The organism is Luteimonas sp. A534, assembly GCF_054072805.1.
Map to the genome: position 1 here is coordinate 127,282 of NZ_JBSVRR010000003.1, position 14,218 is coordinate 141,499.

General features: G+C 69.5%; 13 protein-coding genes. 6 read left to right on the forward strand and 7 right to left on the reverse strand.

Going from position 1 to position 14,218, the window contains the following annotated elements:
- Positions 1-6: 6 nt before the first annotated feature.
- Together ACW5F0_RS08765 and ACW5F0_RS08770 are read right to left on the reverse strand one after the other, a co-directional pair.
- The gene (locus ACW5F0_RS08765) at positions 7-381 is read right to left on the reverse strand and encodes a TfoX/Sxy family protein (RefSeq protein WP_456963566.1); all 375 of its coding nucleotides are present in this window, start codon (positions 379-381) and stop codon (positions 7-9) included.
- Positions 378-863, reverse strand: a complete 486-nt coding sequence (locus tag ACW5F0_RS08770; protein WP_456963567.1) for a GAF domain-containing protein — start codon at positions 861-863, stop codon at positions 378-380. The genes ACW5F0_RS08765 and ACW5F0_RS08770 overlap by 4 nt, the downstream gene beginning before the upstream one ends.
- Here ACW5F0_RS08770 and bioD point away from each other — a divergent pair.
- The 5 genes from bioD to ACW5F0_RS08795 all read left to right on the forward strand — a co-directional run bounded on the left by bioD (position 862) and on the right by ACW5F0_RS08795 (position 8,582).
- Positions 862-1,593, forward strand: a complete 732-nt coding sequence (bioD, locus tag ACW5F0_RS08775) for a dethiobiotin synthase (RefSeq protein ID WP_456963568.1) — start codon at positions 862-864, stop codon at positions 1,591-1,593. The genes ACW5F0_RS08770 and bioD overlap by 2 nt on opposite strands.
- A 75-nt stretch (positions 1,594-1,668) precedes the next feature.
- On the forward strand, positions 1,669-2,907 hold the full coding sequence (locus ACW5F0_RS08780) for an efflux RND transporter periplasmic adaptor subunit (RefSeq protein WP_456963569.1): 1,239 nt from the start codon (positions 1,669-1,671) through the stop codon (positions 2,905-2,907).
- 5 nt (positions 2,908-2,912) lie between these two features.
- Entirely contained in the window at positions 2,913-6,104 is a 3,192-nt protein-coding gene (locus tag ACW5F0_RS08785) for a multidrug efflux RND transporter permease subunit (RefSeq protein WP_456963570.1), read from the forward strand.
- 227 nt (positions 6,105-6,331) lie between these two features.
- A complete protein-coding gene (locus tag ACW5F0_RS08790; protein ID WP_456963571.1) occupies positions 6,332-7,126 on the forward strand; it encodes a hypothetical protein in 795 nt (264 codons plus the stop codon).
- Positions 7,127-7,331: 205 nt separating this feature from the next.
- The gene (locus tag ACW5F0_RS08795; protein WP_456999556.1) at positions 7,332-8,582 is read left to right on the forward strand and encodes a hypothetical protein; all 1,251 of its coding nucleotides are present in this window, start codon (positions 7,332-7,334) and stop codon (positions 8,580-8,582) included.
- A 93-nt stretch (positions 8,583-8,675) separates the two neighbouring features.
- On the opposite strand, the gene ACW5F0_RS08800 is transcribed toward ACW5F0_RS08795, so the two are convergent.
- From ACW5F0_RS08800 to ACW5F0_RS08810, 3 genes are all read right to left on the reverse strand, one after another.
- Positions 8,676-9,596 (reverse strand): U32 family peptidase, encoded by a 921-nt coding sequence (locus ACW5F0_RS08800; RefSeq protein ID WP_456999558.1) that lies wholly within the window; start codon positions 9,594-9,596, stop codon positions 8,676-8,678.
- Positions 9,597-9,624: 28 nt separating this feature from the next.
- The gene (gene ubiU / locus ACW5F0_RS08805) at positions 9,625-10,623 is read right to left on the reverse strand and encodes a ubiquinone anaerobic biosynthesis protein UbiU (RefSeq protein ID WP_456963574.1); all 999 of its coding nucleotides are present in this window, start codon (positions 10,621-10,623) and stop codon (positions 9,625-9,627) included.
- A gap of 69 nt (positions 10,624-10,692) precedes the next feature.
- Positions 10,693-12,183: a UbiD family decarboxylase gene (locus ACW5F0_RS08810; RefSeq protein WP_456963575.1), complete on the reverse strand. Its 1,491-nt coding sequence runs from the start codon at positions 12,181-12,183 to the stop codon at positions 10,693-10,695.
- A gap of 202 nt (positions 12,184-12,385) precedes the next feature.
- Between ACW5F0_RS08810 and ubiT the strand changes: the two genes are divergently transcribed.
- Positions 12,386-13,228, forward strand: coding sequence for a ubiquinone anaerobic biosynthesis accessory factor UbiT (gene ubiT / locus ACW5F0_RS08815; protein WP_456999560.1), 843 nt, complete (start codon positions 12,386-12,388; stop codon positions 13,226-13,228).
- A 103-nt stretch (positions 13,229-13,331) separates the two neighbouring features.
- On the opposite strand, the gene ACW5F0_RS08820 is transcribed toward ubiT, so the two are convergent.
- Both ACW5F0_RS08820 and queD read right to left on the reverse strand, forming a co-directional pair.
- Positions 13,332-13,733 (reverse strand): phasin family protein, encoded by a 402-nt coding sequence (locus ACW5F0_RS08820; protein ID WP_456963577.1) that lies wholly within the window; start codon positions 13,731-13,733, stop codon positions 13,332-13,334.
- 127 nt (positions 13,734-13,860) lie between these two features.
- Positions 13,861-14,214 (reverse strand): 6-carboxytetrahydropterin synthase QueD, encoded by a 354-nt coding sequence (gene queD, locus ACW5F0_RS08825; protein ID WP_456999562.1) that lies wholly within the window; start codon positions 14,212-14,214, stop codon positions 13,861-13,863.
- Between the last annotated feature and the right edge of the window lie 4 nt (positions 14,215-14,218).

Here is a 14,218-nt window from a genome sequence, read left to right on the forward strand (position 1 = left end):
CGGGGTTCAGTCGCCGTCGGGCCGGTCGAAGTAGTCCGGCGAAGGCATCGCGTCGTCGTCTTCCTGCATCACCGTGGTGGTCACCGGCCCGGCGGGCGGGCGGTTGCGCGGGGGCGGCAGTTCCGCGATCGCGGCCTCCGCCGCAGCCACCAGTTCCACCCGGCGGGCGTCGGGGACGTCCTGCCAGTGGCAGTCGCGCAGCGCGCCTTCAAGCGAATACAGCAGGTTGAGGCTCGGCTTGAAGCCCGCGCGCTTGATGCGCATGAAGGCCTCCAGGGGCCCGGCCTCGATGAGGTCCTCGGGTGTTTTCAACCCGACCTGGCGCAGCCACGCGGCCGACTTCGGCCCGATGTTGCGCATCTTGAGCGGCTGCGCGCTCATGAACCCAGTGATTCGACGTACACCTGTGCGATCTCCTCGAGCCCCTTCTGGTCTTCAACGTGGAAGCGACCGGGAACCGGACTGTCGAGGTCGAACACCCCCAGCAGCGCACCTTCGTGGAACAGCGGAACCACCAGCTCCGAGCGCGATGCGGCATCGCAGGCGATGTGGTCGGGGACGGCGTTGACGTCCTCGACGCGCTGGGTTTCCCCACTGCGGGCAGCCGCGCCGCACACGCCGCGGTCGAGCGGGATGCGCACGCAGGCTGGCTGCCCCTGGAACGGTCCGACCACCAGTTCGGTGCCGTCGAAGAAGTAGAAGCCGACCCAGTTGAGCTCCGGCAGCGCGTGGTAGACCAGCGCCGAGAGGTTGGCGGCGTTGGCGATGCGGTCGTGCTCGCCGGCCAGGAGTGCGCGCGCCTGGGCGACGAGCTGGGCGTACTGCTGCGGCTTGTCGCCGCTTAGAATCTGCGTCGTGAACATGAGCACGAGTGTAGCGCGGGGCGTGTTGGTGACCGGCACCGACACCGGCGTGGGCAAGAGCATGACCAGCGTTGCGCTGCTGCACGCGCTGCGTGCACGCGGCCTGCGTGCGGTGGGCATGAAGCCGGTCGCGGCCGGTTGCGAGGCCACGCCGCAGGGACTGCGCAACGACGACGCGCTCGCGCTGCAGGCCGCCGCCGGCGATCCACGGCCCGCCTACGAAGACGTGAACCCCTGGGCCCTTCCGGAGCCGACCGCGCCCCAGCTGGCCGCGCGCAGCGCCGGGGTCCAGGTATCGATGCCGCCGATACTCGCGGCTTACGCCCGCCTGGCCACCAACGCCGACGTGGTCGTGGTGGAAGGCGCGGGCGGCTGGCTGTCGCCGCTGGCCGATGGCATCGAGCACGCCGATCTGGCGCATGCGCTCGAGCTGCCGGTGGTGCTGGTGGTGGGCCTGCGCCTGGGCTGCCTGAGCCACGCCAGGCTGAGCGCGCGCGCGATTGCCGCCGACGGCTGCCGCCTGCTCGGCTGGGTCGGCTGCGCGGTGGATCCCGCGTTCGACCGCCGCGACGACTATCTCGACCTGCTGCGTGCGGCGCTGGCCCTGCCGTACCTGGGCGTGGTGCCGCACGCGGCTCCGACAGCGGATCCGGCCACGCTGGTGCCGCATCTCGGCATGGCCGCGGCGGCGGTCGCCAACGTCAGCGGGCGATTTCCGCTGCGCCCCTGACTTCCTGCACGTTTGCCGAAGCAGGGCGATGCCATACTTGCGAGTTCGGAATTACCTCCCCCCAAGGACCTCCCTATGCGCCGCATCGTCCTGATCCCGATCCTGCTCGTGGCCCTCGTGGCCTGCGGAGGGGAGGAGCAGCAGCAAGCGCCGCCGCCGCCCGAACTCGGGGTCGTGACCGTGCAGCCGGTGGACGCGCCCCTGCGTCGTGATCTCGTCGGCCGCCTGGCCGCCTACCGCAGCGCCGATGTGCGCGCCCGCGTGCCGGGCGTGGTGCAGCGCCGCGCCTACCAGGAGGGCAGCGACGTCACCGAAGGCCAGGTGCTGTTCGAAATCGACCCGGCACCGCTGCGCGCGGCCGCCGGCGAAGCCCAGGCCGCGCTTGCGCAGGCGCGCGCCAACCAGGCAAATGCCGCCGCCTCCGCCAGCCGCGCGCGCGGCCTGGCGCCGCAGAAGTTCATTTCCCAGTCCGACCTCGACAACGCCCTGGCCGCCGAGCGCAGCGCCAACGCCGCCGTGCAGGCGGCGCAGTCGGCGGTGGAGAGCGCCAACATCAACCTCGGCTACGCCACCGTGCGCGCGCCCATCTCCGGCCGCGCCGGCAAGCAGCAGGTCACCGAGGGCGCGCTGGTGGGGCAGGGCACGGCGACGCTGCTGACCACGGTCGACCAGATCGATCCGCTGTTCGTGAACTTCAGCATGGGCGCCGGCGAACTCGACCAGGTGCACGCGATGCAGCTCGATCGCGAAGGTCCCGTCGCGGTGCAGGTGCTGCTGCCCGACGGCAGCGTCTACCCGCACGCCGGCGAGATGGACTTCTCCGGGGACAGCGTCGACCCGGAGACCGGCGCGGTGTCGCTGCGCGCCACCCTGCCGAACCCGGACCGCCGCCTGCTGCCCGGCACCTTTGTGACCCTGGTGGCAACACTGGGCGTGCAGCATGGCGTGTTCACGGTGCCGCAGGCGGCGGTGCAGCGCGACGCCACCGGCCCGTATGTGATGGTGGTCGGCGCCGACGACACCGTCGCACGCAAGGACATCACCACCGCCCGCGCCGAGGCCGGCAGCTGGATCGTCACCGCGGGCCTTGTCCCCGGTGATCGGGTGGTCGTCTCGGGCCTCCAGCGTGCGCAGGTGGGGCAAGCCGCGACCGCCACGCCGTGGCAGCCGTCGGCGGCACCCGCCACGCCCGGCGCAGCGCCCGCGTCGCCCCCCGCGCCCACACCTGCAGCGCCGTCCGGCGCCCACCCCGATGCAGCGGAACCGGCAGCGGATGACGCAGCGGCCGGCGACGACGCCTCCACGCAAGGCTGACGCCGATGCCCCGTTTCTTCATCGACCATCCGGTCTTCGCCTGGGTCATCTCGATCCTGATCGCGCTCTCGGGCGTGATCGCCGTGCTCAACATGGGCGTGGAGTCCTATCCGAACGTCGCGCCACCGCAGGTCACCGTGGGCGCGAGCTATCCCGGCGCCGATGCCGCGACGACGGAACGCGCGGTCACCCAGGTGATCGAACAGCAGCTCACGGGCATCGACAACCTGCTGTACTTCAGCTCGACCTCGAGCTCGTCGGGCCGCGCCAGCATCACCCTGACCTTCCAGACCGGCACCGATCCCGACATCGCGCAGGTGCAGGTGCAGAACAAGGTCTCGCTGGCCACCCCGCGCCTGCCGACCGAAGTCACCCAGCAGGGCGTGGTGGTGGCCAAGGCCAACGCCGGCTTCCTGATGGTGGTGGCGCTGCGCTCGTCGAATCCGTCGTTCGACCGCAACGCGCTCAACAACCTGATCGGAGCCAGCGTGCTCGAGCAGATCGCGCGCGTGCCCGGCGTCGGCAGCACCCAGCAGTTCGGCTCCGAGTACGCCATGAACATCTGGCTCAACCCGGAGAGGATGCAGGGCCTTGGGCTGTCGGCCAGCCAGGTGCTGGGAGCGGTGCGCGGTCAGAACGTGCAGTTCGCCGCCGGTTCGATAGGCGCCGACCCGGCGCCCGTGGGCCAGGGCTTCACCGCCACGGTGTCGGCCGAGGGCCGCTTCGCCAATCCGGAGCAGTTCGGCGACATCATCCTGCGCGCCGATTCCGACGGCGGCACGGTGCGGCTGAAGGACGTGGCGCGGATCGAGATCGGCGCCCAGGGCTACGGCTTCGACACCAAATTCAACGGCCAGCCGACCGGCGCCTTCGCCGTGCAGCTGCTGCCGGGCGCGAACGCGCTGACCGTGGCAGAGGGCGTCAGCTCGCGCATGGACGAGCTGCAGGGCAGCTTCCCGCAGGGCGTGGAATGGTTCTCGCCCTTCGACAGCACCACCTTCGTCACCATTTCCATCAAGGAAGTGGTGAAGAGCCTCATGGAGGCGATGGTGCTGGTGTTCCTGGTGATGCTGATCTTCCTGCAGAACCTGCGCGCGACCATCATCCCGACGCTGGTGATCCCGGTGGCGCTGCTGGGGACTTTCCTGGGGCTCAGCATGATCGGCTTCACGATCAACCAGCTGACGCTGTTCGCGATGGTGCTGGCGATCGGCATCGTGGTCGACGACGCGATCGTGGTGATCGAGAACGTCGAACGCATCATGTCCGAGGAACACCTGCCGCCGCGCGAGGCCACGATCAAGGCCATGGACCAGATCACCGGCGCGGTGGTGGCGATCACCGTGGTGCTGGCGGCGGTGTTCATCCCCAGCGCGCTGCAGGGCGGCGCCTCGGGCGAGATCTACAAGCAGTTCGCGATCACGATCGCGGTGGCGATGGGCTTCTCGGCCTTCCTGGCGCTGGGCTTCACGCCGGCGCTGTGCGCGACCTTCCTCAAGCAGCACGAACCGCATGACCCTGCTGCGCCTGAAGGTGCCGGCAAGCGCAAGAACGTGGTGTTCCGCACCTTCAACAAGTACTACGACCGCATCGCGGCGGTGTACGTGCGGCACATCGGCAGCGCCGTGAGCCACGCCCCGCGCTGGATGCTGGTGTTCGCCGCGCTGACCGTCATCGCCGGCCTGCTGTACGTGCGCCTGCCCGGCAGCTTCCTGCCCGAGGAGGACCAGGGCTACGCCATGGCCATCGTGCAGCTGCCGCCGGGCTCGACCCTGCAGCGCACGCAGGCGGTGTTCGAGGACGTGCGCACCACGCTGGAAGACGTGCCCGGCTTCGAGGGCATGATGCAGGTGGCCGGCTTCAGCTTCGTGGGCCAGGGCGAGAACGTTGGCATGGCCTTCATCAAGCTGACCGACTGGGGCGATCGCGACGGCACGGTGCAGGACTTCCTGCAGGCCGCGAACGGGGCGCTCCATGGCATCCGTGATGCGCAGATCTTCGTGGTCAACCTGCCCACGGTGCAGGGCCTGGGACAGTTCGGCGGCTTCGACATGTACCTGCAGGACCGCGCCGGCCTCGGTCGCGAGGCGCTCACGCAGGCCCGCAACCAGCTGCTCGGCTCGGCGTCGCAGGATCCGGCGCTCACCGCCGTGCGTCCGAACACGCTCGAGGACGCACCGCAGCTCAAGCTCACCGTCGACCGCGTGCAGGCCCAGGCCATGGGCCTGTCGGTCAACGACATCTACAGCGCGATCCAGCTGATGCTGGCACCGGTGTACGTCAACGACTACTTCGCAGACGGCCGCGTGAAACGCGTCAACATGCGCGCCGATGCGCCCTATCGCACCGACCCGGGTTCGCTGTCGCGCTTCTACACGCCGGCCGCGCCCTCGGCCGACGGCACGCCGAACATGATCCCGCTGACCAGCGTGGTGGACTCGGAGTGGGTGATGAACACGCCTTCGCTGACCCGCTACAACGGGTACTCGGCGGTGAACATCGTCGGCTCGCAGGCGCCCGGCCACAGCTCGGGCGAGGCCATGGGCGCGATGGAGCGCATCGTGACCGACGAGCTGCCCGCCGGCTTCGGCTACGACTGGGCAGGCATGTCCTACCAGGAGATCATCGCCGGCAACACCGCGACCCTGCTGCTGGTGCTGTCGGTGGTGGTGGTGTTCCTGTGCCTTGCCGCGCTGTACGAGAGCTGGTCGATCCCGGTGTCGGTGCTGCTGATCGTGCCGCTGGGCATCCTTGGCGCGGTGGTGTTCACCATGCTGCGCCCGGGGCTGACAAACGACATCTTCTTCAAGATCGGCATGGTCACGGTGATCGGCCTGGCGGCGAAGAACGCAATCCTGATCATCGAGTTCGCGGTGCTCGAGCGCGCCCAGGGCAAGCCGCTGCGCGAGGCGGTGATCGAAGCCGCGCGCATGCGCTTCCGCCCGATCCTGATGACGTCCTTCGCCTTCATCATGGGCGTGCTGCCGCTGGCGCTGTCCACGGGTGCCGGCGCCAACGCGCGCCATGCGCTGGGCACGGGCGTGATCGGCGGCATGCTGTTCGCGACCTTCCTCGGCCTGCTGCTGATCCCGGTGTTCTTCGTCAGCGTGCGCCGGGTGCTGGGCGAGCGGCTGGACGATCCGGCGCCCGCTACGCGGCGGAGTAACGGGACGCTGCCGCCCCCTGCAGCGGGTTGATTTGATGCACGCCTGCGGGCCGGAGTGATCCGGCCCGCTTCTTTTCTGCTGCGAGGACTTGCGGCGCTGCGCTGACGCGGCTCGATCCGTGACGCGTGCACGGGCCGGCTTCGCTCCGTGCGCGCATCTGGTAGAACGGTGGCGCAGCTGCCGGGAGACCGGCCACGGCGCGGCCGCAAGGGGAAGGGGTGGCCAGCGGTAGAAATATCCTGACAGGGAGGTCGGCGATGGTGTGCATCAGCGGACTGGCGGGCCGCGTGGCAAGGGCCGCCGTGGAGGGACCGGGTGCCGCGCCGGGGCGAGGGCGGTGCCATGCGGTGCTGGTCGTCCTGCTTGCCTTGTTGCTGCTGCCAGCCTGCCAGTCGACGGAGCCGCTCGGCCGGATCATCCTGCCGAACCAGGTCAACCCCTGGGATCCGCCAGTGAATCCCGATCCCAGGCATGTCGTGCGGCTCCATGGTCGCGCGCCGGCGACGTTGGACTTTCTGTTCAGCATCGGCTTCATGACCACGAACCAGGAAGGCGACTGCTACAAGCACCTCGGATTCTGGGAGGGCGGGGGCGCGAAGGGGTGGGAGTACGAGCTGCATCCGGTGCGCAATGGCGACGAGTGGGTAGCGGACTGGGTGGTTGATCGTTATCTGCCCGGACGCTGCGGGTGGAACATCAAGGGGAACGCCATGCTCATGGTGACGCCGCTCGAAGTCCGCGAAGGCGACTCGGCCGGCCCTGTCATGAGACTCGTAGTCGCGGACGCCAGGGCGCTGGATGAGAACGCGCCGCGCTGCGAGCCACGTAATCCGCGGTGTACGGAAGAGCGAAGCCGATTGCTCGCCAATACCGATGATGCCATTCCCGTGCAGGTCAGGTGCACGCGTGATGGAGGGAAAGTTCGAGGCCCAGGGGAGAGGGTAATTATTTGCGACCGGTTTCCCGAGCACAAGATCACGCATGGCCTGAAAGCGCATACGCAAAAGATCAGGATCGATCTTTACGACCTCGATCATGAGGAAGTGCCGTAATTTTTGAACCTGTGACGACAAGGAGGTCAGTCATGAGTGATCGAGTGCAAAGTCCTGGCCCGCCCCCTGAGTGGTCGCGCCGCATCGACTATCGGAACGAGCTGGAACTGGCGCGATTCAGTCGCGTTAGTTATCTGGACCAAGCTGACGTTTTCCTTCGTGGCTTGAATCCGGACCACAGGTACTGTTTGCTGAGAGCCTTGGTTTGGAGCGTTGGCTCCAAGAAAAATACGAAAATCTGAGTGATGCGAGTGGCTTCGTCGCCTACGCGTTCGCCAACGAGAGCCAGAAGCGCGTCGTCATCGCCATCCGAGGAAGCGACAACGCCGCTGACTGGAGCGGCCCGAACCTGGCGCTCGCGCGCGATGGCGAGCTGCTCGACCTGCTCGGCCTGCCGTCTCCGGGTACTGACAGGACGCGGGCACAAATGGCCTCGATCCAGGAGAAGCTTCTACCCGGGGATGCGTGGGACCCGCAGTTTCGCGAGGCGCTGGACTTCGCGCTCAAGGTGCAGGACACCTACGGGGCACAGGGCTATCGGATCGAGGTGGTGGGTCATTCCCTCGGCGGCGCCCACGCGCAGGTTCTGAGCCATACCTTCGGCTGGGATGGGCGCTCGTTCGATGCGCCCGGGGCGGCCAATATCGTGCAGTCGCAGGGCTATCGGCAATGGCTGGAGGACAACGGCGCAACCCCTTCCCTCGTGCCCCGGTTCCGTCCATCGTTCTTCGCCGCGGACGGTACCGGCTTCCTGAACTACGAGGTCAACAACAGCGTGGTGTCCAAGAAGTCGGGGCCGCACCTTGGGGAGTCGCAGTCGATTTCCAGCTTCACCGGCCGCGAGGGGCTCGCGTCGCATACGCGCTATGCCGCAGGTGTCGTGGGAGGCGCGATCAACGAGACGCCGCTGCTCCGGCAAGCCCTGAAGACCATGGGGGGAGCGCGGCTGGCATCGACGATCGGCCACGCCGCGCACGGCAGCCATCACGGCATCGATGCGCCGGATCGTCATGGCACGGACCGCATCGTCGCGGTTTTCGAAGAAGCCGTGCGACGGCAGGAGCGTGGTGACCGACAGCCATTGCCGATCTGGGGCCACCATGACGTGCAGGATCCGAAAGCGCTCGCCGGTGTTACGCAGTGCCGCCCGCTGCTCGCGCAAGCGTCCCTGGAACAGCAGCAGCGTGCGGTGCGATCCCTGTTCGACGGACCTGATGACGGGCCATTCGCGCGCTTTTTCGACGCGACCATGGCCGGTGATGCCGATGCCGTGCGCAGGGTCGCGCGGGAGCTGTGCGCGGGTCCCGAGGCAACGGCGTGGTTGCAGTCCGGACGCGAGCGGCTGAAGGCGCTGGAGCAGGCCGGCGCGGGGAGCCATCAGGCTATCGAGGCAACCGCAGAGGTGTCCCGGCAGGACGATGGCGTGCCCCCGCTCGGGCCGGAACGCATGTGTTGAGCAACGGCCGGTCCCTCGATGGCGGCGGCCCTTCGTGGGAGCCATCTTCTTTTGTGGGAGCGGCTATAGCCGCGACGGCCCGCCGAATCGCGGCTATAGCCGCTTCGTGGTCGAGATCGATGAGGCGGCCGCGCATGCGCCGTGGCCGTCGCGGACCATGCCGGCCTCACCGTGCCAGTAGCCGTTGCGGGCACCGAGCGCCGGCAGCGGAGCAGCGGCGTCGCGCGCGGCGTCGAAGCGTTCCACGATGTCGCGGGTGCCCTCTGCCTGCGGATAGATCCGCAGCAGGTCGACGCCGAGGTCCGCCAGCGCGGGCAGCTCCGGCCCGAGGTCGGTGGTTTCTTCGCCCTGCACCTGGATGCCGTTGATGCGCAGGAAGGGCCGCCCCTCGCGCGTGGCCAGCGGCATGCCGTCGGGATGGTCGATGCAGCGGAAGCCGCACTGGTCCTTGGCGATGTCCAGCGCGCGCGCGGTGAAGCAGCGCGCCGACAGCGCCAGCGGCAGCCGGCCCCAGGCGATCACCTCCAGTTGGGGCATGGCGTGGCCGTCGGCAAGCATCGCGTCGCGCAGCTCGGCCACGAGCTGGCGGCCCTGCTCGACGCCCGGCACCCAGCGGCGCAGGCCGTCTTCAACCAGCATCGCCAGCGCCTGGTGGTTGTAGACGCTCAGCGTCGGCCCGCCCACGAATTCGAGTCCGGCGCGCCGGCACAGCTGCACCGCCGACAGGTCGTTGGCCTCGAGCCGGAAGCCGCCGTGGTCGACCTGGCGCTGCAGCACGCCGAGTTCGGACTCGGCCTCGATCAGGGCCAGGCTCGACAGCACGACCTCCTTGCCGGCGGCGGCCAGTTCCTCGGCCAGCGCCAGCCAGTCGACGGTGCGCAGCTCGCGGCGCTTGCTGCACACGGTTTCGCCCAGATAGACGACGTCGACCGGCCAGCCGGCGACCTCGCGGTAAAAGGCGAGGGTGCGTTCGCGCGGCCAGAAGTACTGCAGCGGCCCGAGACTCAGCTTCATGTGGATGGTCCTTTCGTTGCCGCGCGGGTCAGTGCCAGGCGCGGTGGTAGGGGCCGAGCGTGGTCTGGTGGCCCTCGGCGTGCGCCGACAGCTCGGTCTGCCAGCGCTCCTGCAGCGTCCATGCGGCGGGGTCGGCGCGGTAGCGGTCGATCGCCGCGCGCCAGGTGCGCGTGACCGAGGCGACGTAGGCCGCGCCGCGCTGCCGGCCCTCGATCTTCAGCGCCACCACGCCGGCGCGCGCAAGCCTCGGCAGCAGCTCCAGCGTATTGAGGCTGGTCGGCTCCTCAAGCGCGTGGAAGACCTCCCCGCCGACCTCGAAGCGCCCCTTGCACACCGTCGGGTAGCCCGCCGGTTCCTGGGGCTGGAAGCGGTCGATCAGCACGTTGTTCAGGCGCGCGGTGCGGGTGCCGTCGTCGAACTCGTCCCAGCGCACGAACTTCGCCGGCGAGCACACGCCGTGGCGGTTCGGCGAGGCGCCGGTGACGTAGCTCGACAGCTGGCAGCGGCCCTCGACCATGATGCACAGGCTGCCGAAGGCGAAGACCTCGATCGCCACCGGTGCGCGTTCGCACAGGCGCTCCACCTGCTGGATCGAGAGCACGCGCGGCAGCACCGCGCGACTGATGCCGAAGCGCTCGAAGGCGTAGCGCAGCGCCGGCTCGGTGGTGGCCGAGCCCTGCACGGACAGGTGCCGGGGCAGGCCGGGATGCGTGCGTGCGGCGTAGTCGAGCACCGACATCTCGGCGGCGATGATCGCGTCGCAGCCCAGTTCCGCGGCCTTGTCGACCGCCGCATGCCACTGCGCCACGCGCGCGCTGTCGGGATAGGTGTTGAGCGCGAGGTAGACCTTCGCGCCCCTGGCATGTGCATACCGGATGCCTGTGCCCAGTTCGTCGTCGCTGAAGTTCAGGCCGGGAAACGCGCGGGCGTTGGTCTGGTCGCGCAGCCCGGCATAGACCGCGTTCGCGCCGGCGTCGACCGCCGCCTGCAGGGCCGGCAGGTTGCCGGCAGGACACACGAGTTGCATGCGGGGATTCCCGGGCGCGGATGGATGCGCATCCTCGCCGCCGCGGTCCATCGGCGTCGTTGACCTGGATCAGGTGGATGGCATCGACGGCCCGCCCGGTGTGATCGCGGACCACAGCGCATCCACCCGCCGTTCCACGTCGGGATCGAGCCGGATCGGCTGGCTCCATGCGCGGCTGGTTTCGCCGGGCAGCTTGTTGGTGGCGTCGATCCCCAGCTTCGAGCCGACGCCGGCCACCGGGCTCGCGAAGTCGAGGTAATCGATCGGCGTGTTCTCGACCAGCATCGTGTCGCGCGCCGGATCCACCCGCGTCGACACCGCCCACAGCACCTGCGACCAGTCGCGCACGTCGATGTCGTCGTCGGTGACGATCACGAACTTGGTGTAGGTGAACTGCCGCAGGTAGGACCAGATGCCCATCATGATGCGGCGCGCGTGGCCGGGGTACTGCTTGCGGATCGAGACCACCGCGATGCGGTACGAACACGCCTCCGGCGGCAGGTGGAAGTCGACGATCTCCGGAAACACCTTGCGCAGGATCGGCACGAAGATGTCGTTGAGCGCCAACGCCAGCACCGAAGGCTCGTCGAAGGGCGCGCGGCCCATGTAGCTGCCCTGGTAGATCGCGTTGCGGCGCAGGCGCATGCGTTCGATGGTCAGCACCGGGAAGTGGTCCTGCGCGTTGTAGTAGCCGGTGTGGTCGCCGAAGGGGCCTTCCAGCGCGGTTTCTCCCGGATGGATCACGCCCTCGATCAGGATCTCGGCCCCGGCCGGCGCGTCCAGGCCGCTGCGCTCGCTGTGCCAGATGCGCGTGCGCTGGCCGCGCAGCAGGCCGGCGAATTCGTACTCCGACAGCGTGTCGGGCACGGGCGCCACCGCCGCCAGCGTGGTGGCGGGATCGGCGCCGATCGCGACCAGCACCGGGAAGGGTTCGCCGGGGCGGTCGGCCGTCCAGTCGGCGAAGTCCAGCGCGCCGCCCCGGTGCGGCAGCCAGCGCATGATCACTTTGTCGGGACCGATCACCTGCATGCGGTAGATGCCGATGTTCTGCCGAGGCTTCCGCGTGCCGCGGGTGACCACCAGGCCGAGGGTGATCAGCCGGCCCGCGTCGCCCGGCCAGCAGCGCTGCACCGGCAGTCGCGCCAGGTCGATGTCGCCGCCTTCCAGCACCTCGTCATTGAATGCCGCCTCGCGCACGGCCTGTGGCGCCACCAGCGCCAGCTGCGCGAGTTCCGGCCAGGTCGACAGCGCCTGCTTCAGGCTCGACGGCCAGCGCGGTTCCTTGATCGACGCCAGCAGTTCGCCCAGCTCGCGCAGCGATGCCAGCGGCCGCCCGGCCAGCGCGGCCTCGATGCGATCGCGGTGGCCGAACAGGTTGCCCAGCAGTGCGTGCTGCGAGCCGGCGGGCCGCTCCATCAGCAGCGCCGGGCCGCCTTCGCGCAGCGCGCGCAGGCACAGCGCGGTCGACTCCAGCTCGGGATCGACCGGAGCCGTGACGCGTCGCAGCTGGTCGTCGCGCTCCAGCCGCGACAGGAATGAACGCAGGTCGTGGAAAGCCACGCGGGTGCCCCGGGATCGTGTCGAGGGCGACAGGGTCGCGCCCCGTCGCCTCTCGGCGCCCTGACCCCGGTCAAGCGCGCCGTGCATCGACGCTGGCCGGCAAGGATCGACCGCGGTTGATCCAGGTCAGTGCCAGCCTGGGCCGTGGAGTGGTCTGCTGGCAGTCGGGATCCAGAGGACCGCAGGCGATGGCATGGGCGTGATGGTTGACAGCTCGCTGGCGCGCGCGCGCCTTGCGATCGGAGGCATCGACCGCGCGCTGGTGCTGCTGCTCGGCTTGCGTGCACGAGTGGCTGCCCACGCTGGGCATTGCAAGGCGCGCGCCGGCCTGCCGCTGGTGGACGTGGAGCGTGAAGCCCGCGTCCACCGGCGTGCCGAAGCCATCGCACGACGCGTCGGGCTGCCGCCTGCGACCGCAAGCGGCCTGGCCACGCTGGCCATCGCCGATGCCCGCCGTGTGCAGGGCATCGCCGCGGATTCCCCCTCTTCCGTCCACGTCCCGCCCACTGGAATCGTCCCGGCCATGCATCGCGCCTCCGCATCCCTCCACGTCCCCACCACCCTGCTGCGGCTGCTGCCGCCGCCCACGCGCTGGGCGCCACTGCTGCGGGCGATTCCTGCCGGCCTGCAGCAGCGGCTGCTCGAACGCGCCATGGCCGCGGTGCTGGCGGCGCCGGTCGCCGACGGCAGCCTCGACTTCATGGCCGACCGTCGCCTGGGGATCGAAGTGACCGACCTCGGCCTGCGTTGGGTGGTGGAGCTGCGCGGCGGCCGGCTGCAAGCCGGCGATGGCGATGCCGAAGCGAGCGTTCGCGGCACCGCCGCCGACCTGCTGCTGCTGGCGAGCCGGCTCGAGGACGCCGATACCCTGTTCTTCCAGCGTCGCCTGGTGCTGACCGGCGACGTCGAGCTGGGCCTGACCGCGCGCAACACGCTCGAACGGCTGCCCTGGGAGTCGGTGCCGCTGGCGCTGCGCATCGGACTCAACCGCGGCGCCAGGTTCGCGCGCACCGCACGCGCCGTGCACCGGCGCGCGGAGGCATGAAAAAACCCGGCAGCGCGAGCTGCCGGGTCCTGTGATGCGGGCATCGAGCGGGGAGAGAGGTCGCGCGATGCCCCGGTCCCGTTGCCGGGACCGTCGACGCCTCTTACTTGCGGCTCTTGCCGGCAGCGGCCTTGGCGGCGCCCTGGACGGCGTCCTGCGCCTTGGCGGCGGCCTGCTCGACCTGGCCCTTGGCGATCTGGGTGATGGCTTCGTTGGTGGCCACGGCCTGGCCGAAGACTTCCTGGCCGGCGCTGACCGAGCGCTCGACGCTCTCGCGGGCCAGCTGCGCGCCCTTCGGCCACACGGCCTTCAGGCCGTCGACGTCACGCACCTGGGCCAGCTCGCCCCAGAAGGCGAAGGCGGCATTGGTGTTCGCTTCGATGGTCGACAGCTGCAGGCCGAAGGCCTTCTCGGCACTGGCCAGCGCCAGGCGGTTGACCTCGGCGGCGGTGTCGGCGAACTGGCGCGTGGCGCTGCCAAACTGCTCGTTGATGTTCTGGTACATGGCGGGTTCCTGCTGGTGTCCGGCAGGGATTGCCGGTTTGTGCGATGCAGCATAGCCGGCCTTATGTTGCGGTGCAACAACCGCTCGTCGGGACGTTCAGGTTCCCTGATGGCAGCGCGCTATGGTCTCAACCCCGGTAGCGGCACCCGGAGGTGCAGGTCTCATGCACCACCACTTCCGACAGCAGCGGGAGTGCCGGCTTCAGCCGGTCCCAGATCCACATCGCCAGGCGCTCGCTGGTCGGATTCTCCAGCCCCGGAACGTCGTTCAGGTAGTGGTGGTCCAGCTGCTCATACAGCGGCGCGAACGCGGCCTTGATGTCGGCGAAGTCCATCACCCAGCCCGACTCCGCGCCCGGCTCGCCGGAGACGTGCAACTCGATCCGGAACGAGTGGCCGTGCAGGCGCGCGCACTTGTGGCCCGCCGGCACGTTGGGCAGCAGGTGCGCGGCCTCGAGGGTGAAAACCTTGAAGATATCCATGGCG